Annotated in this window: 16 protein-coding genes and 1 pseudogene; 8 read left to right on the top strand and 9 right to left on the bottom strand. The window is 72.1% G+C overall.

Translation table 11 applies throughout. The features are described 5' to 3' along the window. Positions 1-13: 13 nt before the first annotated feature. Positions 14-153: pseudogene (locus ACTWJ9_RS11935) on the bottom strand (ATPase); the annotation flags it as partial. Here ACTWJ9_RS11935 and ACTWJ9_RS11930 point away from each other — a divergent pair. Both ACTWJ9_RS11930 and ACTWJ9_RS11925 read left to right on the top strand, forming a co-directional pair. Then, positions 107-343 (top strand): hypothetical protein, encoded by a 237-nt coding sequence (locus tag ACTWJ9_RS11930; RefSeq protein ID WP_279334242.1) that lies wholly within the window; start codon positions 107-109, stop codon positions 341-343. The pseudogene ACTWJ9_RS11935 and the gene ACTWJ9_RS11930 overlap by 47 nt on opposite strands. 179 nt (positions 344-522) lie before the next feature. Next, positions 523-3,897 (top strand): S8 family peptidase, encoded by a 3,375-nt coding sequence (locus tag ACTWJ9_RS11925; RefSeq protein WP_443295685.1) that lies wholly within the window; start codon positions 523-525, stop codon positions 3,895-3,897. Positions 3,898-4,067: 170 nt separating this feature from the next. On the opposite strand, the gene ACTWJ9_RS11920 is transcribed toward ACTWJ9_RS11925, so the two are convergent. Further along, positions 4,068-5,186, bottom strand: coding sequence for a hypothetical protein (locus tag ACTWJ9_RS11920; protein WP_279334241.1), 1,119 nt, complete (start codon positions 5,184-5,186; stop codon positions 4,068-4,070). A 142-nt stretch (positions 5,187-5,328) separates the two neighbouring features. Between ACTWJ9_RS11920 and ACTWJ9_RS11915 the strand changes: the two genes are divergently transcribed. Next, on the top strand, positions 5,329-6,486 hold the full coding sequence (locus ACTWJ9_RS11915; protein ID WP_279334240.1) for a cystathionine gamma-synthase: 1,158 nt from the start codon (positions 5,329-5,331) through the stop codon (positions 6,484-6,486). Positions 6,487-6,526: 40 nt separating this feature from the next. On the opposite strand, the gene ACTWJ9_RS11910 is transcribed toward ACTWJ9_RS11915, so the two are convergent. The 3 genes from ACTWJ9_RS11910 to ACTWJ9_RS11900 form a co-directional block, all read right to left on the bottom strand. Beyond that, positions 6,527-6,772 (bottom strand): hypothetical protein, encoded by a 246-nt coding sequence (locus ACTWJ9_RS11910; protein ID WP_279334239.1) that lies wholly within the window; start codon positions 6,770-6,772, stop codon positions 6,527-6,529. Further along, positions 6,769-7,275 (bottom strand): sigma factor-like helix-turn-helix DNA-binding protein, encoded by a 507-nt coding sequence (locus ACTWJ9_RS11905; protein WP_443295684.1) that lies wholly within the window; start codon positions 7,273-7,275, stop codon positions 6,769-6,771. The genes ACTWJ9_RS11910 and ACTWJ9_RS11905 overlap by 4 nt, the downstream gene beginning before the upstream one ends. A 217-nt stretch (positions 7,276-7,492) precedes the next feature. Next, positions 7,493-8,002, bottom strand: coding sequence for a MarR family winged helix-turn-helix transcriptional regulator (locus tag ACTWJ9_RS11900; protein WP_279337940.1), 510 nt, complete (start codon positions 8,000-8,002; stop codon positions 7,493-7,495). 163 nt (positions 8,003-8,165) lie between these two features. On the opposite strand from ACTWJ9_RS11900, the gene ilvA reads away from it, so the two are divergent. Then, positions 8,166-9,395, top strand: coding sequence for a threonine ammonia-lyase (gene ilvA, locus ACTWJ9_RS11895; RefSeq protein WP_443295683.1), 1,230 nt, complete (start codon positions 8,166-8,168; stop codon positions 9,393-9,395). Positions 9,396-9,559: 164 nt separating this feature from the next. Here ilvA and greA read toward each other — a convergent pair whose 3' ends face one another. Further along, positions 9,560-10,057, bottom strand: a complete 498-nt coding sequence (gene greA / locus ACTWJ9_RS11890; protein ID WP_279334236.1) for a transcription elongation factor GreA — start codon at positions 10,055-10,057, stop codon at positions 9,560-9,562. Positions 10,058-10,265: 208 nt separating this feature from the next. After that, a complete protein-coding gene (locus ACTWJ9_RS11885) occupies positions 10,266-10,664 on the bottom strand; it encodes a DUF4307 domain-containing protein (protein WP_279334235.1) in 399 nt (132 codons plus the stop codon). 205 nt (positions 10,665-10,869) lie between these two features. On the opposite strand from ACTWJ9_RS11885, the gene mca reads away from it, so the two are divergent. Together mca and ACTWJ9_RS11875 are read left to right on the top strand one after the other, a co-directional pair. Then, positions 10,870-11,751, top strand: a complete 882-nt coding sequence (gene mca, locus ACTWJ9_RS11880; protein ID WP_279334234.1) for a mycothiol conjugate amidase Mca — start codon at positions 10,870-10,872, stop codon at positions 11,749-11,751. Continuing rightward, positions 11,744-12,007: a hypothetical protein gene (locus tag ACTWJ9_RS11875; protein ID WP_279334233.1), complete on the top strand. Its 264-nt coding sequence runs from the start codon at positions 11,744-11,746 to the stop codon at positions 12,005-12,007. Before mca ends, ACTWJ9_RS11875 begins: the two co-directional genes overlap by 8 nt. An 18-nt stretch (positions 12,008-12,025) precedes the next feature. Here ACTWJ9_RS11875 and ACTWJ9_RS11870 read toward each other — a convergent pair whose 3' ends face one another. Beyond that, a complete protein-coding gene (locus ACTWJ9_RS11870) occupies positions 12,026-13,993 on the bottom strand; it encodes a zinc ribbon domain-containing protein (RefSeq protein WP_443295682.1) in 1,968 nt (655 codons plus the stop codon). A 257-nt stretch (positions 13,994-14,250) separates the two neighbouring features. Next, positions 14,251-17,457 (bottom strand): tetratricopeptide repeat protein, encoded by a 3,207-nt coding sequence (locus ACTWJ9_RS11865; RefSeq protein ID WP_443295680.1) that lies wholly within the window; start codon positions 17,455-17,457, stop codon positions 14,251-14,253. A gap of 418 nt (positions 17,458-17,875) precedes the next feature. Between ACTWJ9_RS11865 and ACTWJ9_RS11860 the strand changes: the two genes are divergently transcribed. Together ACTWJ9_RS11860 and tnpB are read left to right on the top strand one after the other, a co-directional pair. After that, the gene (locus tag ACTWJ9_RS11860) at positions 17,876-18,460 is read left to right on the top strand and encodes an IS607 family transposase (protein ID WP_443295679.1); all 585 of its coding nucleotides are present in this window, start codon (positions 17,876-17,878) and stop codon (positions 18,458-18,460) included. Beyond that, the gene (tnpB, locus tag ACTWJ9_RS11855) at positions 18,457-19,914 is read left to right on the top strand and encodes an IS607 family element RNA-guided endonuclease TnpB (RefSeq protein WP_443295678.1); all 1,458 of its coding nucleotides are present in this window, start codon (positions 18,457-18,459) and stop codon (positions 19,912-19,914) included. Before ACTWJ9_RS11860 ends, tnpB begins: the two co-directional genes overlap by 4 nt.

Genomic DNA, 19,914 nt, shown 5'->3' with positions numbered 1-19,914 from the left:
AAGCGTGCGGCGACGCGCCCCGGCAGCCCTCCAGGAACTCGGTCCAGGAGCCGCCCTGCTTCTTGCTGCGCGACTCGACCACACCGTGCAGGTACTTGTGTTGAGGATGGCCAGGTCCTCCGGCTCACGGCAGGTGAGGGACACGACGGTGCTGCGCGGCTCGGCGATCTTCGGCTGGGCGAGTGCCATGGCGACGGTGCCGCCGCCGAGCTCGGTGCGCAGCAGGGTCTGGGTGTGGCCGCCGTTCGGCGCACGGTCCGCGCGGACGCCTGCCCGGACGTCCACGCGGGCGTCCGGGCAGGCGTCCGGGCATCCGGGCGGCCTCAACCCGTCGATCAGGTAACGGAGTTCCGGCAGTGGTGTCACAGATACCCGTCGACTCGGTGTTCTTCTCCTGAGCCTCTTGAGGCGTTTGAACACCACTCGGCATACTGCGTGATCCGGGGGGTGCGCACATGCGTACGAGACCACCCCCGGTCGGGTGAAGGGGAATTCGCCCGGAAACTCCGCTAGGGGGGAACCTTGCGCAGACAATTCAAGAGCGCGCGCGCGACGGGCGCGGCCACGGTCGCCACGGCAGCCGCCGTGGCGCTCGTGGCGGGCATGACCGGCCCGGCCGCGGCGAACGGGGAACGGACGGCGGCGGGCACCGCGGCCGGTACGACGTACACGAACGCGGCGCAGTCGAAGGCGCCGTCCTCGGCGAAGACCAAGCACCGCATCACCCTCATCACCGGTGACCGGGTCGCCGTGGACGCCAAGGGCCGCGTGGTCGGCCTGGAGCGGGCCAAGGGGAGGGAGCACATACCCGTCCAGATCAGCAGGTCCGGCGGCCACACCCACGTGCTTCCGGCGGACGCCGCCCGGCTGATCGCGAGCGGCAAGCTCGACCGGCGGCTCTTCGACATCACCGAACTCGGCAAGGACGCCACCCGCCGCTCCCAGCAGCGCGGCCTGAAGGTCATCGTCGGGTACCAGGGACGCGCCACCGCCGCGAAGTCCGACGTCCGCGAGGCGGCCGACCTCCGCCGGACCCTCGGCACCCTGAACGCGGACGCGGTGCAGACCCCGCACGAGGACACCCCCGACCTGTGGAAGGCGGTCACCGACGGCGACCGGACCGCGTCCGGCATCGCCCACGTCTGGCTCGACGGCGTCCGCGAGGTGGCCCTCGACAAGTCCGTCGCGCAGATCGGCACCCCCAAGGCGTGGGCCGCCGGCTACGACGGCAAGGGCGTGAAGATCGCCGTCCTGGACACCGGTGTCGACGCGACCCACCCGGACCTGAAGGGCCAGGTGACCGCGTCCAAGGACTTCACCGGTTCGTCGGGCACGGGCGACAAGGTCGGCCACGGCACCCACGTCGCGTCGATCGCGGCCGGTACCGGTGCGAAGGCCGGGGGCAAGTACAAGGGCGTCGCTCCCGGCGCCAAGGTCCTCAACGGCAAGGTCCTCGACGACGCCGGCTTCGGTGACGACTCCGGCATCCTCGCCGGCATGGAGTGGGCGGCCGCACAGGGCGCCGACGTCGTCAACATGAGCCTGGGCGGCGGAGACACCGCCGAGATCGACCCGCTGGAAGCGGCGGTCAACAAGCTCTCCGCGGACCAGGGCATCCTGTTCGCCATCGCGGCGGGCAACGAGGGCCCGAAGTCGATCGGTTCGCCCGGCAGCGCCGACGCCGCCCTCACCGTGGGCGCCGTCGACGACAAGGACAAGCTCGCCGACTTCTCCTCCACCGGCCCCCGTACCGGCGACGGTGCGGTCAAGCCGGACGTCACCGCGCCCGGCGTCGACATCACGGCCGCCTCGGCCAAGGGCAACTTCATCGCCGAGGAGGTCGGCGAGAAGCCGGCCGGCTACATGTCCATCTCGGGCACGTCGATGGCGACCCCCCATGTCGCGGGCGCGGCCGCGCTCCTGAAGCAGCAGCACCCCGACTGGGCCTACACGGAGCTGAAGGGCGCACTCACCGGCTCCACGAAGGGCGGCGCGTACACGGCGTTCCAGCAGGGCTCCGGGCGGGTCCAGGTCGACAAGGCCATCCAGCAGACGGTGATCGCCGACCCGGTCTCGGTGAGCTTCGGCGTCCAGCAGTGGCCGCACACCGACGACAAGCCGGTCACCAAGCAGCTGACCTACCGCAACCTCGGCACCGAGGACGTCACCCTGAAGCTGACGTCCACCGCCACCGACCCCAAGGGCAAGGCGGCCCCGGCCGGCTTCTTCACCCTGGGCGCCACCACGGTGACGGTCCCGGCGGGCGGCAAGGCCTCCGTCGACTTCACCGCCGACACCCGGCTCGGCGGCACGGTCGACGGCGCGTACTCGGCGTACGTGATCGCGACCGGTGGCGGACAGAGCGTCCGCACGGCCGCGGGTGTGGAGCGGGAGGTCGAGTCCTACGACGTGACGCTCAAGGTCCTCGGCCGCAACGGCAAGGCCACCGGCGACTACATGGCCAGCCTGGACGCCCTCTCCGGCGTGGCGGCCGGCGAGTGGTTCATGCCCTACGACGCCGACGGCACCGTCACCGTCCGGGTGCCCAAGGGCGACTACGTCATGGACGCCGCGGTCTTCGTCGACTCCGAATCGGAGAAGTGGAAGGGCGCCGACTGGCTCTCCCAGCCGAAGCTGAGCGTCACCAAGAACACCACGGTCACCCTGGACGCCCGCAAGACCAAGCCGGTGAAGATCACCGCGCCGGACAAGGCGGCCAAGCCGGAGTTCGCCGCGGCCGACTACACCGTGGAGACGAAGGATTACATCACCGGCTCCGGCTGGTGGCTGGAGTCGTACGACAACTTCCGCTCCGCCCACCTCGGCCCGCAGTTCACCGGAGGCTCGCTGACCCAGCAGTGGGACGCCCACTGGAGCAAGGGCACCAAGGAGCAGTACAGCACCACCACCGGCGGCAAGGTCAAGAAGCTCGCCACCGGCTTCACCCGGGCCTACAAGGCGTCCGAACTGGCCACGGTGAAGGTCGGCATGGGCTCGGCGGCGAGCGGCAAGAAGAAGGGCGCGGTCGGCGCCACCGGCTGGCTGCCGGGAGGCTTCTCCGCCTCCTCGGTCGCCATCCCGCAGACCCTGCCCGGCACCCGCACCCTCTACCTGTCCACTCAGGGCGGGGTGAAGTGGGACCTCGGCTTCGACCAGCACGGCGGTGTCGACGCGGAGGGCTGGCCGATCATCGAGGCCGGTTACACCGTCGGTGACTCACTGGTCCTCAAGGCCGGCAAGAAGTACTCCCGGACCGTGAACACGGCCGTCTTCGGGCCGCGTGTCACCTCGGACTCCGGTCTCTTCCGCGACGGCAACAGCATCTACGGGTTCCTCCCGCTGTTCGCCGACGGCAAGGGCAACCCCGGCGTCTCCCTGTTCACCTCGGCCACCACCAGCCTCTACCGCAACGGCACCAAGGTCGGCTCCCACGGCGACCCGCTGCTCGGGGGAGAGGGGTTCACGGTTCCCTCCGGGGACGCCTCCTACAAGCTGACGACCTCGGTCAAGCGCAGCGCCAAGGTCTCCGCCGCCTCCACCCGCATCGACGCGAGCTGGACCTTCCGCTCCAAGAAGACCTCCGACGTGAAGAAGCTGCCCGTCTCCACGGCCCGCTTCCAGGCGGTCACCGGACTGGACAGCAAGGTCAAGGCGGGCAAGAAGGCCACCTTCCCGGTCACCGTCGAGGGCGCCGCCAAGGGCAAGAACCTCAAGTCCCTGACGGTGTACGTCTCCTACGACTCCGGGAAGACCTGGAAGAAGACCACCGTCAAGAAGGGCAAGATCACCGTCAAGAACCCCGCCAAGAAGAAGGCGATCTCCTTCCGCGCCAACATCGTCGACAAGAAGGGCAACAAGTCGACGGTCTCGATCTACAACGCCTACCACGGCAAGTGAGCCGCCCGCCGGCCCACTGCTGAGCACCGGGCGAGGGCCCGCCGGAAGCACGGCTTCCGGCGGGCCCTCCGCATGCGCGACGCCCGGCCCGCGGACCTCCCGGCCCGCACGCGCGGCTCTCGCGGACCGCTCCGGTCTGCGGGCCGCGCAGCCGCCGCGCCGGACGGTCCTCAGTGCGGCAGCGTGGCCGGGCTGCCGCCGTTGGCCTCGTAGCCCGCGACCGCCAGGGCCCGGTAGACCGCGAACTCCGCGGCGGGATCCGGGGACAGGGTCCAGGGCAGCGCGCCGACATGGCCGTCGATGTGTATCAGCTGGTCCATGGCCTCCGCCCAGCGCTCACCCCGGACCAGGAAGAACACCAGAAGATGCCGGACGTGCGCCGCCATCGGGTCGTCGGGGCGGGCCGAGTGCACCGCGTGCAGCGCGCCGTGGACCGCCCTGGTCACCACCTGGCTCTGGTAGAAACCGCTGACCAGGTTCACCTCCGGCAGATGCTCGAACACGGCGAACAGCGGCATCGCGGCCAGCAGCGAACCCTGCGGTGCGCGCGCCGCCGCGGCCTCCGCGAACGAGTTCGCCAGTTCCCGCGAGCCGTGCCACTTCTCGCACCAGTAGTGCAGCGCGGCCAGATGCGCCCCCATGTGGGCCGGCGCCCGGTCCAGGATCCTCAGCCAGACCTGCTCGAAGTCCTTCTGCTCGTAGGCCAGTCCACGGGCCACCGAGAGCTCCACGATGTACGGGACCGGATCACCGGGCGCCAGCAGCGCCGCATCGCCGCACGCCGCCCGCGCCTCCTCCATGATGATCCGGAACTCGTCCGTCCCCCGCGTCGCCGTCCGCCACGCCTGCTGCACCAGGAACTCCGCGTGCACCGCCGCACCGCCCGCGTCCTTGGGCGCCTCGGCGCGCCACGCCCGCAGCCACTGCCCGCCCGGCGCCTCACCGGCCCCGCCGGGCCGCGCGGCGAGCTCCAGCGCGGCGGCGCCCGCGAAGGCCTGCACACGCTGCCAGCGCAGCTCGCTCTTCGCGTCCGTACCGGCCAGCAACTGCTGCGCCCCGCGGTAGTCCTGGGTGCGCTGGACCAGCTCCAGGACATCCAGGAGGTCCTGGTCGGGGCCGGGCATCCGGATGTCCAGCTGCTCCTCGAGGGCGAAGCCGTAGGCCGCCGGGTCCGCCGCGTCCGGATGGCCGGGGGGCACCTGCGCGATCCCGCCGCGCGTGCGCCTGAGGAACGGCACCAGCACGAAGCCGATCATGACCAGCCCGAGCAGGACCAAGAGAATCTCCATGCCACAAGCGAACCAGATCGCGTCGACGATTGGCGAACCTGCCGTCCGATCTGTGGAAAACTCCCGCGCGCGGGGGGACCCCCGGGCGTGCGGGGAACTCCCTGACGCGTCGCCCACCGTGCGCGGACTACCCTCGGGGCCCATGAGCGACAGGCACATCAGTCAACACTTCGAGACACTCGCGATCCACGCGGGCAACACCGCGGACCCCCTGACCGGCGCGGTGGTCCCGCCGATCTACCAGGTGTCCACCTACAAGCAGGACGGCGTCGGCGGCCTGCGCGGCGGCTACGAGTACAGCCGCAGCGCCAACCCGACCAGGACCGCGCTGGAGGAGAACCTCGCCGCCCTGGAGGGCGGCCGCCGCGGCCTCGCGTTCGCGTCCGGGCTGGCGGCCGAGGACTGCCTGCTGCGTACGCTGCTCAGCCCCGGCGACCACGTGGTGATCCCGAACGACGCCTACGGCGGCACGTTCCGGCTGTTCGCCAAGGTCGTCGCCCGCTGGGGAGTGGAGTGGTCGGTGGCCGACACCAGCGACCCGGCCGCCGTCCGGGCCGCCCTCACCCCGAAGACCAAGGTCGTGTGGGTGGAGACCCCCTCCAACCCGCTGCTCGGCATCACCGACATCGCCGCCGTCGCCCAGATCGCCCGGGACGCCGGAGCCCGCCTCGTCGTCGACAACACCTTCGCCACGCCCTACCTCCAGCAGCCGATCGCGCTCGGCGCGGACGTCGTCGTGCACTCCCTGACCAAGTACATGGGCGGCCACTCGGACGTCGTCGGCGGCGCCCTGATCACCGGCGACCCGGAGCTCGGCGAGGAGCTGGCCTACCACCAGAACGCGATGGGCGCGGTCGCCGGACCGTTCGACTCCTGGCTGGTGCTGCGCGGCACCAAGACGCTCCCGGTGCGCATGGACCGGCACAGCGAGAACGCCACCAAGGTCGCCGACATGCTCAGCCGGCACGCGCGCGTGACGAGCGTCCTCTACCCGGGCCTGCCGGAGCACCCCGGCCACGAGGTCGCCGCCAAGCAGATGCGGTCCTTCGGCGGCATGGTCTCCTTCCGCGTGGAGGGCGGCGAGGAGGCGGCCGTCGAGGTCTGCAACCGGGCCGAGGTGTTCACGCTGGGCGAGTCCCTGGGCGGCGTCGAGTCGCTGATCGAGCACCCCGGGCGCATGACGCACGCCTCGGTGGTCGGCTCCGCGCTCGAGGTCCCCGGCGACCTGGTGCGCCTCTCGGTGGGCATCGAGAACGTCGACGACCTGCTCGAAGACCTCCAGCAGGCCCTCGGCCGGTAAGGCCGCGCGGAGGGGCCGGCGGGGTGCGCGCCCGGCCGGTTCACCAGCCCGTCAGGGGTGGAGTCGTCCGTGACGGCGGCTCCACCCACGGGTGCGTGGTCAACGCCCAGATCACGAAGGCCAGGCTCGCCGCGAGCAGCACCAGCCACCCCAGGCGGCGGGCGAGCGCCCTGCGCCGCAGCATCCGGGCACCGCGGCGCGCGGCCTCCGCGGGCAGGTCGGGCGGCACCGGTGGCGGTGCCTGCTCCAGCAGCCGCCGGACGGCCGCGGCACGGCCCCGGCTCATGACGAGACCGTCCCGACGCCCCGCACCGAAGGAGTCGGCGCACGCCGCCGCCGGTCCAGTACCGCGGTCGTCGCGCGGTTGCAGATCGCGTGGACCCGGTCCGCGGACAGGCCGAGCAGGGCCGCCGTCTGCTCCTCGGTGACGTCCTCGTGGAGCCGCAGCACCAGGATCAGACGCTCCTGCGGGCCGAGCCCGGCCAGCGGACCCGCGGGGTGCGGACGGGAGCGGAGCAGGCCGCCGCGCTCGTGCCAGGCGGTACGGGCGAAGCGGGTGGCCAGGTACCGGCGGGTCCGGTCGTAGGGATCGTCACCGTGCAGCCGGTCCCAGCACGCGTACGTGTGGGCCAGCGCCAGGGTCAGCAGGCGCCGCGCGCGGGGGTTGTCGTCCCGCGCCTCCGCCGTGAGCAGGGTGGCGGCGTGCAGCAGCCGCCCGCCCGCGCCCGCGACGAACGCCTCGAACTCGCGGGCCCGGCGGGCGTCCCGGGACGCATGTCCTTGGATCAACCGCGCCTCCCGCACGCCTCTGCCCGGACCGGTCCCGGCCGCGAACGGCCTTCGGCGACGCGTGCGACGGGACCCGCATCTCATCTCAGGGCAGGGCCCACCCCGCGGTCAAGAGCCGCGCACGGCCCGGCGCGCAGGGCCTCTCGTACGGGTCAGCCGGATCAGCCGGGCCGGCCGGATCAAGCCGGGCCGGCCGGATCAAGCCGGGCCGGCCGGGTCAGGACTCCGGCTGACCGTCCTCCGGTCCCTGTCCCCCCGGAACCGACATCCGCGCGGAGAGCGCGCCGTTGAAGCGCGTGAGGAGCGCGCAGAACACCTCGCGCTCCCCCGGTTCCCAGTCGTGGGTCAGGTCGGCCATCAACTGGCGCCGTGAGGAGCGCACTTCCTCCAGGCGCGCCTGTCCGCGCGGAGAGAGCTGGAGCACGACCGCCCGGCCGTCCTCGGGGTGCGAGGTGCGCTTCACCAGTCCGGTGTCCACCAGCGGGGCCACCTGCCGGGTGACGGTCGACGAGTCGATGCCCATGCCGGCGGCGAGCGCCTTGACACCCATCGGGCCTTCTTTGTCGAGGCGGTTGAGCAGGAGGTAGGCGGCACGGTCCATGGAGTTGCGTACCTGGCCGACGCCGCCCAGCCGGGTCTGTTCGGCGCGCCGGGCGAACAGTGCCACCTCGTGCTGCAGCGTGTCGAGAAGACCGGTGTCACCGCCGGTCGTCATGTCCATCGACATGTCAGGTGTAGTGGGCATGGCCGGAGGCTCACTTCGTGGAGGGCTGCTTTATTGGGGGACAGAGTACGCGGCCGGGGGCCCCGTCGTACCGGCGCTGCGCAAAGCCGTATCCGTGGATCGGTCACCGCGATCGCCGACGGCCGTGAACTGCGATGCTGGAGTCATGAACCACGGCATGGCCGAATCCCTGCGTACCGTCACGGCCGACGATGTGCGCGGTGCCCGGAAGATGCTCTCGGGTGTGGCGAGGATGACCGCGATGGAGAGCAGCAGGCACCTGTCCCGGACGGTGGGCACACCGGTGCACCTCAAGTGCGAGAACCTCCAGCGGACGGGGTCGTTCAAGCTGCGCGGCGCGTACGTCCGGATCGCCGGGCTGCTGCCCGAGCAGCGCGCCGCCGGTGTGGTCGCGGCGAGCGCCGGCAACCACGCGCAGGGCGTCGCGCTCGCGTCCTCGCTGCTCGGGGTGCGGTCGACGGTGTTCATGCCGAAGGGCGCCCCGCTGCCGAAGATCAGCGCCACCCGGGAGTACGGCGCCGAGGTGCGCCTGCACGGCCAGGTGGTCGACGAGGCACTGGCCGCCGCCGAGGAGTACGCGGACGAGACGGGCGCCGTGCTGATCCACCCCTTCGACCACCCCGACGTCATCGCGGGCCAGGGCACCGTGGGCCTGGAGATCCTGGAGCAGTGCCCCGAGGTGCGCACGATCGTCGTCGGCATGGGCGGCGGCGGGCTGATCGCCGGGATCGCCGTCGCGGTGAAGGCGCTGCGGCCGGACGTCCGGATCATCGGGGTGCAGGCGGCGGGCGCGGCGGCGTATCCGCCCTCGCTGGCGGCCGGGTATCCGGTGTCGGTGCGCGATCCGGCGACGATGGCCGACGGCATCAAGGTGGGGCGGCCCGGCGATGTGCCGTTCGGGATCGTCGAGCACCTGGTGGACGAGGTCCGCACGGTCACCGAGAGCGAGTTGTCCGCCGCCCTGCTGCTCTGCCTGGAGCGGGCCAAACTGGTCGTCGAACCGGCCGGGGCGAGCCCGGTGGCGGCGTTGCTGAGCCGCCCCGACGCGTTCGCGGGCCCGGTCGTCGCGGTGCTCTCCGGTGGCAACGTCGACCCGGTGCTGATGGAGCGGGTGCTGCGGCACGGCATGGCGGCACAGGGCCGCTACCTGGCCGTCCGGCTGCGACTGACGGACCGGCCGGGCGCTCTCGCGTCGCTGCTCAGGGCGTTGTCGGTGGTGGACGCCAACGTCCTCGACGTGAGCCATGTACGGACCGATCCGCGGCTCGGGCTCACGGAAGTGGAGGTCGAGGTGCACCTGGAGACGAAGGGCCCGGAGCACTGCGCCGAGGTCGAACAAGCTCTGCGGAACGCGGGCCACACGGTCATGGACTGACCCGCTCATGGACTGGCCCGCTCATGGACTGGCCCGGGCGCCCGGCCCGTGCGGCCCGGCGACGGGATGACGAGGCCCCCGGCGCCGCGGCGGGGACGCTCACGCGTCCCGCGGCGGGCATGGCGCCGGGGGCACCCTCACGGTCCTGAGCCGTGGGTCGTGGGTCAGCCCTTGTACGGCTCGGCCTTCAGGATCTTCACGGAGGCCGTCTTGCCGTTCGGCAGTTCGTACTCCACGGTCTCGCCGATCCGGTGGCCGGTCACCCCGGCACCCAGCGGGGACTGCGGGGAGTACGTCTCGATGTCCGCACTCGCGTACTCGCGCGAGGCGAGGAGGAAGGCCAGCGTGTCGTCCTCGTCGCCGTCGAAGGCGATCGTCACGACCATGCCCGGCGCCACCGAACCGTCGGCCGCCGGCGCCTCACCGACCTTGGCGCTTTCGAGGAGCTGGGTGAGCTGCCGCACGCGGAGCTCCTGCTTGCCCTGCTCCTCCTTGGCCGCGTGGTACCCGCCGTTCTCCCGCAGGTCGCCCTCCTCTCGCGCAGCGGCGATCTTGGCGGAGATCTCCGTACGCGCGCGACCAGTAAGGTAGTCAAGCTCGTCCTTGAGCTTGTTGTACGCCTCCTGCGTCAGCCAGGTGGCGTTCTCGCTGGTCTGGGTCACTGGTGCTCCTCGTAGGTGCTGGAATACAAAGCAACGCCCTCCCTGAAGGATGTTCCTCCACGGATGGGCGAAACCACGAGCCTAACAATTCAGCGGCCAAAGGGGGAGGACATATGCCATCGGAGCCGTTTTTTCGCAGGTCAGCGGCCCTGTGCCGTGTGCGACACCGGCCCCCGGCAGCGGCGGAGCCGTCCGGAGCGGGCCGGAGTCAGCCGGCGTGGCAGCCGAGCAGCTCGGCCGTCGCGGCCGGGGAGGTCGTGCGGAGCGTGACGACCTCGTCGAAGCGTGTGCCGTCCCCGTCGAAGCGGAAGTCGGCGCGGCCCACCTCGGCGCCGTCCACGGTCTGGGAGCGCACCGTGCAGTAGCCGTCCACGCCCGCGTCCTTGTGGACCTCCAGGCGCACCTGCACGCTCTCCTGCGAGGTGTCGAAACCGATCATCTCGCCGCTGATCTGGCTACCCGCTACGTAGTGGTAGCCGAACCAGCCGATCAGGGCCAGCATCACCGCGCCCAGGCCCGCACCGACGATCTTGAGGGTGCGGTCGGCACGTTCGTCCGAGGTGCGGCCGTACCGGCCCTCGGGCGGTCGCGTACTCGCCGTACTCATGATCGTCTCCTCGGCGGGAAGGTGGGGACGCCTGTCCCGGGCGGTGCCCGGTGCCGGGCTCCGGAATTATTCGCCCCCGGCTTGGGTCACTATAGAAGTCTTCCGTCCTTCGCCCGACCGCCACCCCACCGCGACGTCCCAAGGGGACGACAGCCGGGGGAACCGCACCGGGCACCCGGGCGCCTACCGACTTGAGGAATGAGTCTTGACCGAGCAGCTGCGACTGATGGCCGTGCACGCCCACCCCGACGACGAGTCGAGCAAGGGCGCGGCCACCATGGCGAAGTACGTGTCCGAGGGGGTGGACGTGCTGGTCGTGACCTGCACGGGCGGGGAGCGCGGCTCCATCCTCAACCCCAAGCTGCAGGGCGACCCGTACATCGAGGAGAACATCCACGAGGTGCGCAGGAAGGAGATGGACGAAGCCCGGGAGATCCTCGGTGTGCAGCAGGATTGGCTCGGCTTCGTCGACTCCGGCCTGCCCGAGGGCGACCCGCTGCCCCCGCTGCCCGAGGGCTGCTTCGCCCTGGAGGACGTCGACAAGGCGGCCGGTGAGCTGGTGCGGAGGATCCGCGCGTTCCGTCCCCAGGTGATCACCACCTACGACGAGAACGGCGGCTATCCGCACCCCGACCACATCATGACCCACAAGATCACGATGGTGGCCTTCGAGGGCGCGACGGACGTCGAGAAGTACCCGGAGAGCGAGTTCGGCCCGGCCCACCAGCCGCTGAAGGTCTACTACAACCAGGGCTTCAACCGCCCCCGCACCGAGGCGCTGCACCGGGCGCTGCTGGACCGCGGCCTGGAGTCGCCGTACGGGGACTGGCTCAAGCGCTGGGCGGAGTTCGAGCGCAAGGAGCGCACGCTCACCACGCACGTCCCGTGCGGGGACTTCTTCGAGGTCCGTGACAGGGCCCTGATCGCGCACGCCACCCAGATCGACCCCGACGGCGGCTGGTTCCGGGTGCCGATGGAGATCCAGAAGGAGGTCTGGCCCACCGAGGAGTACGAGCTCGCGAAGTCGCTCGTCGACACATCCCTCCCCGAGGACGACCTCTTCGCGGGCATCCGGGACAATGCCTGACATGAGCGCTAGCGCAAGCCTGGCAATGAGCCACCTGGTCACCCTCGCCGAGGTCGACAAGGACAAGGTCACCCCCGGCGTCCTCGGCTTCATCGTCTTCGCGGTGATGGCCCTGGCGGTCTGGGGCCTGATGAAGTCGATGACCCGCCACATGAACCGGGTCGACTTCGACGAGCCCGCGGCCCGCCGGACCGGATCCGACGACGCCACGGAGCCGGCGTCGTCCGGCGCGGCCGAGAAGAAGAAGCAGAGCTGAGCCGCGTAGCGTCTCTGATCAGCTGAGCGAACCTGTGCGAACCGTGGGGTCCGGTGGGGGTTCTGCCCACCTGGGCGGGGAAGCGTGAGCGTGCAGGTGGAAGCCCGCGCCCAGTGCTGCCCCTCGCGGCCGGTGGCCGGTGGTGGGTGTGCTGGTCGTCGTCACGTCCTGGTGCCGGTGGGCTGCGCGGGGCAGCCGGGTCCGGTCCGTGTGAGCGTGTCCCTCCGGACGCTTGCCCGCCGGGCCTTGCGGTCTGGTGGGGGAGGGTGTCCGGCGTCGCCTGGGCGTCGGACGTGCCGTCTGAGGCCGGGTGGGCCCGGTCTTGGACCGGTCCCGGCCGGTGCTGGTGGTCGGGGTGATGGCGGCTTCGGCTTCGAGGTCGTCGACCACGGAGCGGATGGCCATGGCGCCGCCGGTGCGGCCTGTGACGGTCTTGGCCTGGTGGGTCAGGCCGCGTGCGGCGATACGCTTCCACGCGCCCGTGTCGCGGTCGCCCTGGTATCCGCAGGACGGGCAGAGCGCCCATTTCCAGCCCGGGGTGGTGGGCCGGTCCGGTGCCTTGCGGTGCCGCAGCGGCACGAGGCACTGGGGACAGTGTCTGGAGGTGTTGCGGGCCGGCACGGTGATGACGGCGATCCCCGCTTCGGCGGCCAGGTGCCGCATCCGGTCGACGATCCGCCCGCGCACCTGCTGGGAGAGCCGGGTGTTCATCGTGCGGCCCATGCCGAGGGCCTCCATCGAGCGGAGGTCTTCGACGTAGATCACGCTCGCTTCGGCGGTGACGGCCTGGTCGACGGCCCAGCGGGCGGCAGCCTGTGCGAGGGCGTCATTGAGGTTCGACCTGCGGGCGGACACGCGCCGGATCTCGTCGGTGAGGGCCAGCGTCCTGGCCGCCAGCGGATGGTCGGTGTCGTCGCCGATGAGCCGCTGGTAGTGGTCGGCCTTCGCCTGCAGGTGCTCGAACAGGCGGCGCAGGCGGTGCTGTTTCGCGAGCACGCCGGCCGTACGGAACATGCCCCCGGAGCCGGGAGCGGTGATACGCCCGTCCTCGTGGAGGCGGGCGGTGCCGGCGGACAGCAGGGTGTTCAGGCCCCAGTCCACCCCGAGCGCGACGGTGTGTCCGGTACGCCGGGTCTTCGGGACGGCGTGGGTGTAGGCGAGATCAGCCCGTACCGTGCCCTGGTGGATGCGCAGGATGGGCAGGTGCAGCACCGCGCTTTTGGGGATCGTCGGCGGCAGCGCAACGGGGCAGGCGATCCACGTCCAGTCCCGGTAGGACCGCGGGTCGGGCCGGGTGGGAAGCTGTAGCCGCAGCAGTGCCCGGCCCGGATCGCTCTCGTGCCGTTCGATGGTGGCCTGCTGTCTGTCGCAGGCGGACAGCAGCAGCATCCGGGCCACCCGGGGCGCGGCCTCCAGCTGGAACACATCGGTCGGCATCCGCCCGTGCTTCCTGGCGAACGCGGCGATCTGCCGGGTGCGGGACTTGATGACGCTGGACGGCAGATGCTGCCCGCCGGGTACCGCTTCGCGGACCGCGTCCCACTCCTGGGCGGTCCGCCTGGCCGGATCGGCGGGCCAGGCCCCAAGGACACCGCAGGTGAGGTCCGCGCGCCACTTCGCACAGCGGAGCGTGCGGCCGGCCTGTTCCTGGGCCATGCGCACGATCCGGTCGTTGACCTTCACACCCTTGGGAGCGGTCACGGTCCAGCCCAGGCGGCGCAGCGCCATCCAGGCGTTCGACGGAAGCTTCCGGCCGCTCGCGTCCTCACCGGAGGCGAGGATGTCCACGTCGGTGGTGTTCCAGCGCTCGGCCGTCAGCTCGCTTGTCATGCCGGACACCAGGTCCACGGCCCAGCCGACCCGCTCGGCCAGCAAGGAGGCGGACACGAGTTCACCGGTCTTCTCGTCGACCGCCGCGCGCAGCAGGCCACGAGCGCACGCTGTGCGGGAGGTCTCGCCCTCGCCGACCGGCAGCTTCCGGCTCACCAGCCCTCCTTCACCCGTGATGCTGTCATCCGATCAACGACACACCCGCGCAAAGGTCACACATGCGAACCTCACACTCGCCTGCCATACCGAAACCGGTACCGGACGCACGACACGACATCACCAGATGACACCCTCACTACGGACACCAAAGGAAACGCGTGAGCCTTCCGCCCCCCGGAGGGCTACGCGGCAGCACCCTGCCGGGCCTGTGGCAGCCTGCCGGTCCTGTGGCAGCACCCGCTGGGCCCGTGCCCCTACGCGGCTGACCCCGTGGGCACCCCCATCACCTCGCGGGCGTGGAGGCTGGGGACCATGCCGAGGTGCCAGGCCTGCCAGCCCGCCTCCAGGCTGACCCCGCGCTCCAGCAGGAGCTGGTAGGCGTCCACGTAGTCGCCCAGCTTCTCGTCGCGGGCGGCGTGCGCGGTCCGGGCCAGCTGCGCCAGGTCCTCCTGGGCCACCGCCGTACCGACCTCGGTACCGCCCGGGGCCGCGTACGGCAAAAGCGTGCAGCGCAGGAACCGGGCCCAGTCCTCGCCGCGCCGGTCCCCGTAGGACGCGAACAGCGCCGTCGCCTCGTCGCACAGGGCCAGCGCCTGCTGGGTGCGGGCGTTGCCCGCGTCGACGACCGCCAGCTCCAGGCACGTCCACGCCTCGCCGTGGGCCACCCCGATCCGCTGGAAGTCCGCGCGGGCGTCGACCAGCAGCTGACGGGCGAAGCCCGAGTTGCGCAGCGAACCGGTCCGCGCGGCCCGCTGGTCGCGGGTCACCCGGGCCGAATGGTGCCGGGCGCAGGCCAGCCCGTAGACGTCCCGCATCCGGGAGAACATGGTGCGGGACCGCTCCAGCTCGCGCACCGCCCGGTCCAGGTCCCCGGTCTCCTCCAGCGCCTGGCCCAGGTAGTACAGCGTCCACGCCTCCCCGCGCGCGTCCTCGTTGTCCCGGTGCCGGGCGGCGGCCTGCCGCAGCTCCTCCACCGCCGGGGAGGCGTCCCCGGCGAGCAGCCGGGCCCGGGCCAGCTGGGTCAGCGCCCACGCCTCGCCCCGGGCGTCCCGGGTACGGCCGTACAGCTCGAGCGCCTCGCGCAGCTCGGACTCGGCGTGCGGGACGTCCCCCGTGCGCAGCCTCAGCTGCCCGAGCTGGAAGTGCGCCCAGGCCTGACCGTGCACGGACTCGCCCGCGCGGTGCAGCACCAGCGACTCGGTGAGCAGGTCCAGCGCCTCGGACAGCCGGGCGCGGTCGCGTTCCACCGCGCCCAGCGCGTGCATCGTCCACGCCCGGTCGGCGGCCAGCTGGGGCGCGGACTGCAGGTCCATCGCCTCCCGCAGCCTCGCCGACGCCTCCGTCAGATTGCCCTGGTGGTGCAGCGTGATGCCGAGGGAGGTCAGCGCCCGCGCGGCCCCCGCGTCGTGATGGGTCTCCCGGTACAGGTCGACCACCGAGGACAGCGTCGTCCGCGCCGTGTCCAGTTCACCCAGCTGACGTGCCGCGATACCCGTGCGCCACTGCACCGAACGTCTCAGCAGACCCTTGTCCACGGTCTGTGCCAGCTCGTTGATCTCACCGAGGCGGTACAGGTCGCCGCGGAGCAGGCAGTAGTCGCACAGCGCGCCGAGGAGGTTCAGCACCGCCGCCTGGTTCACGCCCTCCGAGTGCCGCAGCGCCGCCGTGATGAAGCTCGACTCGTCGTCCAGCCAGCGCAGCGCCTCGTCCAGCGAGGTGAAGCCGTACGGGCCGAAGCGGTCCGAGCGGGTCGACATGTTGCCGTCGACCAGCCGCAGCACCGAGTCGGCGAGCTCGGCGTAGTTCACGATCAGCCGTTCCTGCGCCGCGGTCCGCTCGGCCGGGTCCTCCTCGTCCAGGAGGCGGGCCAGTGCGAAGGCGCGTACGAGGTCGTGCAGCCGGTACCGGCCGGACCGCACCGGGGTGATCAGGCCGGCCCGGGCCAGTGCCTGAAGATGCCGGGTCCCCTCGGCCTCGTCGGTGGCCAGCAACGCGGCCGCCGCCGCGGCGCCCAGCGACACCCGGCCGGCCAGCGCCAGCCGGCGCAGCAGCCGCCGCAACGGCTCCGGCTGGTCGGTGTAGCGCAGCCACAGGGCGCGCTCGACCGGGCCCACCGGGCCGTAGGCGCCCAGGTCGGCGGCGAGCGCGCGCGGGGAGCGCGGGCCCAGGGAGGAACCGGCGATCCGCAGCGCCAGTGGCAGCCCGCCGCACAGTTCCCGGACCCGGTCGGCGGAGTCGGCGGCCTCGCTGCCGGTCACCGACGGGTCCTGCGCGACGGCGGCCAGCAGTTCCCCGGTGCCCGCCGCGTCCAGGGCCCGTACCGGCAGCTGGTGCACCCGGGCCGGCAGGTCGTCGGGCAGGCCGAGCGGCGCGCGGGAGGTCACCAGGACCAGACTGTCGGACCGCTCCGGCAGCAGGGTGCGGACCTGCTGCGGATCGGCCGCGTCGTCGAGGACGACCGTCACCGGCATGCCCGTCACATGCTGGTGGTACAGCTCGCTCAGCCGTCTCACCTGCTGGTCGGGGGAGGACCGCTCGCGGAACAGCAGCTGCTCGCGGGGCGCCCCCAGCCGGTTCAGCAGATGCAGCAGCGCGTCCCGGGTGGACAGCGGCGGCTCACCGGGGCTGTCGGCGCGCAGATCGACCACGCAGGCGCCGCGGAAGTAGTCCTTCAGGTCGTGCGTCGCGCGCACCGCGAGGGTGGTCCGGCCGCTGCCGGGCTCCCCGTGCAGCACCACCACCGTCGGCTGTGTCTCCGTGCTCGCGCGCGCCGCCCGCACCCACTGCCGGATCCGCGCCATCTCCTGCCGCCGCCCGGCGAACGGCCCCACCGGCTCCGGTAGTTGCCCGAACGACTGCTCCAGCACACTCCGCCCGCGGGCTGCCGCGCTCTTGTCCGCGCCGCGCAGCCGCGGCCCCGTCTGCCGGGAGCCCGTGGACGCGGCGAGCATCCGCTGCTGGTCCAGGAACGGCCGGATGCCCCGCACCTCCAGCGCCGTCAGCCACTGCAGCCGTAACTGCTCCGGCCCGCCCGGCTGGCTCGCCGCGCCGGCCCGGTGGTGCGCGGCGGGCACATGCGCGCCCACCACCTTCACCACGGTCGCCGCCGCGCCGGCCACGCCGACGGCCACGCCCGCGCCCAGCGCCGTCCCGGTCCCCGTACCGAGGGCGAGGTCGGCGACCACGGCCGTGAGCCCGGCCACCCCGGCCACCAGCAGCGGCGTCCCGGCGCCCTCGCGGGCGTACCGCTGGCGGAGGGTGAGCTGCCCGGCCGACGCCTCGTCCAGCGCGCGGATGTACGCCTCGTACTCCTCGGCCGCCGGCCGCGCGATCGCGTCCAGCGTCCCGCGCGCCCGGGAGAGCAGCACCTTCCCGTCGGCACGCCCGCCCGACCGGCGTACCTCCTCCTCCACAGCCCGCGCCAACAGCCGCTCCGCGTCCGCACGATGAGCGTCCCGCATGTCACGTCCCCCTCCGGCGGCCCCGGTCGCCCCCGGTGTGCCCGGAAGTCCTCGGGTCCCTTCCGACCCATCCCCGAGACCCCTGCCGGTTATGCGTCGGCCAAGTGTCCTGTGCACAAAGCCTCTTGGAGAGGAGGAGACAGGACGAAACCCGGGAGCGCGGCGGGGCGGGGAGAGGAACCGGATGCTTCCGGGAGCCGGCCGGGCCGCCGCCGTGGACCCGCTCCCCGACCGCGGGCGGACAGGCCGGCGTACCGGTGTGCCGGCGTGCCCCGATCGGCGGACGCCCGCCGGGCCGCCGGGCCCCGCCGGAGGCCGGTGACACCCCCTCCGCGAGGCTACTAGGGGTGAAAGCTGCTACAAATTTTCTAGTCATTCCTAGTCATCTCTAGTCGCGGATGTCGAATATCTTGGCCTTGTGAAGCTTTCGGAGTGGGCCCGGCAGCAGGGCGTGAGCTACCAGACCGCCTGGCGATGGGTGAAGGACGGGAAGATGCCCGTTCCGGTCCGCCAGGCGCCGTCCGGAACATGGTTGGTCACTGAGCCCGCTCCGGCCGTCTCGGTGGCCTCGGGGCGGGTGGTGGCGTACTGCCGCGTGTCGTCCACCGACCAGAAAGCCGACCTCGAGCGGCAGGCGGCCCGGGTCGTGGCCGGCGCGAACGGGCTCGGCCTGGCCGTCGCCGAGGTCGTCACCGAGGTCGGCTCGGGGCTGGACGGGCGGCGCCGCAAGCTGCACCGCCTGCTGTCCGACCCGCAGACGGCGGTGATCGTGGTCGAGCACCGGGACCGGCTGGCCCGGTTCGGCGTCGAGCATCTCGAAGCCGTCTTGTCGGCGTCCGGGCGGCGCCTGGTCGTCCTCGACCCCACCGAGACCACCGATGACCTGGTACGGGACATCACCGAGGTGCTCACGTCGATGTGCGCCCGCCTGTACGGGCGGCGGGCGGCGAAGAACCGCGCCGCCCGCGCGGTGGCCGTGGCGACCGGCGAGGCCGCCGAGTGAAGAAGTTCCAGGCGCAGCCCGGGTTCGCCGTGCAGGCGTTCCGGTTCGCACTCGACCCGAACGTCACCCAGGAGCATGCGCTGCGGTCGCACTGCGGTGCCGCGCGGGCCGCCTACAACTGGGCCGTCGGCTGGGTGACCGCGTCGTGGTGGCAGCGCCGCGCGGAGGAGTCCTACGGCGTCGCCGAGGAGCAGCTGACAAAATGGCGGCCGTGGTCGCTGCCCGTCCTGCGGAAGGCGTTCAACGAGGCCAAGCACACCGACCCGCGGTTCGCGGCCTGGTGGGAGGAGAATTCCAAGGAGGCGTACTCCACCGGTCTCGCGAACGCTGCTGCCGCGTTCGACAACTACGCGAAGTCGAAGCGGGGCAAGCGCCGTGGCCGTGCGATGGGTATGCCGCGGTTCAAGTCGAAGCGGAAGACGCGTCTTGCCTGCCGGTTCACCACCGGCACCATCCGCGTGAACACGGACGGCCGGCATGTGACGCTGCCCCGGCTGGGCACGCTCCGTGCCCACGAGCCCACCGCCGGGCTCCTCGCCCGCGTCCAGGCCGCAACGGCACGCATCCTGTCCGCCACGGTGCGGCACGAGCGGGGACGCTGGTTCGTGTCCTTCCAGGCCGAGGTCAAGCGCGACCTCGAACGCGTGGCACGCCCGGACGTGGCCGTCGGCATCGACCTCGGCGTGAAGACCCTCGCGGTCATGGCCGACTCGACGGGCGAGATCCGTACCGCGCCCAATCCCGGCCACTACGACCGGGCGCGCAAGCAGCTGCGCCGCGTCTCCCGCGTCGTGTCCCGACGCCAGGGCCCCGACCGGCGCACCGGACGGCAGCCGTCGAAGCGGTGGGAGAAGGCCAACGCCCAGCGCAACAAGGTGCACCACCGGGTGGCGAACCTCCGCGCGGACGCCCTGCACAAGCTCACCACCAGCGTGGCCGCCGAGTACGGCACCGTGGTGGTGGAGGACCTGAACGTCGCCGGGATGCTCCGCAACCGGCGTCTGGCCCGTAGGATCGCCGACGCCGGATTCGGCGAGATCCGCCGACAGCTCACGTACAAGACCCGCCGGCGCCACGCCACCCGCCTCGTGGTCGCCGACCGCTGGTACCCCTCCTCCAAGACCTGTTCCGGGTGCGGCGCGGTGAAAGCCAAGCTGCCGCTGCACGTGCGGAGCTATGAGTGCGACGCCTGCGGCCTGGTCATCGACCGGGACGACAACGCCGCACTCAACCTCGCCGCCCTCGCGACGGCCTGCGTGACTGGTACCGGAGTGGCCGGAGACCAGGACACCGCCCCGGCGGTGTCGAAGCCTCGTGGAGCCGACCAGAAGACCCGCGCCACCCGCACCCGTCGCGAGACGGTGACGGGGCGGGCAGGTGGCGCAACCCTGCCGCAGCAGCGGCAGACGGAAACGAGAGACCGTCCTCAAACCGAGCCCCTGACGCTCTGGTGA

This window comes from Streptomyces sp. GDS52 (assembly GCF_052246875.1).
Taxonomy (GTDB): Bacteria; Actinomycetota; Actinomycetes; order Streptomycetales; family Streptomycetaceae; genus Streptomyces; species Streptomyces cathayae.
Note: the sequence above shows the minus strand (reverse complement) of the source record. Positions and strands in the feature narration are given on the sequence as shown.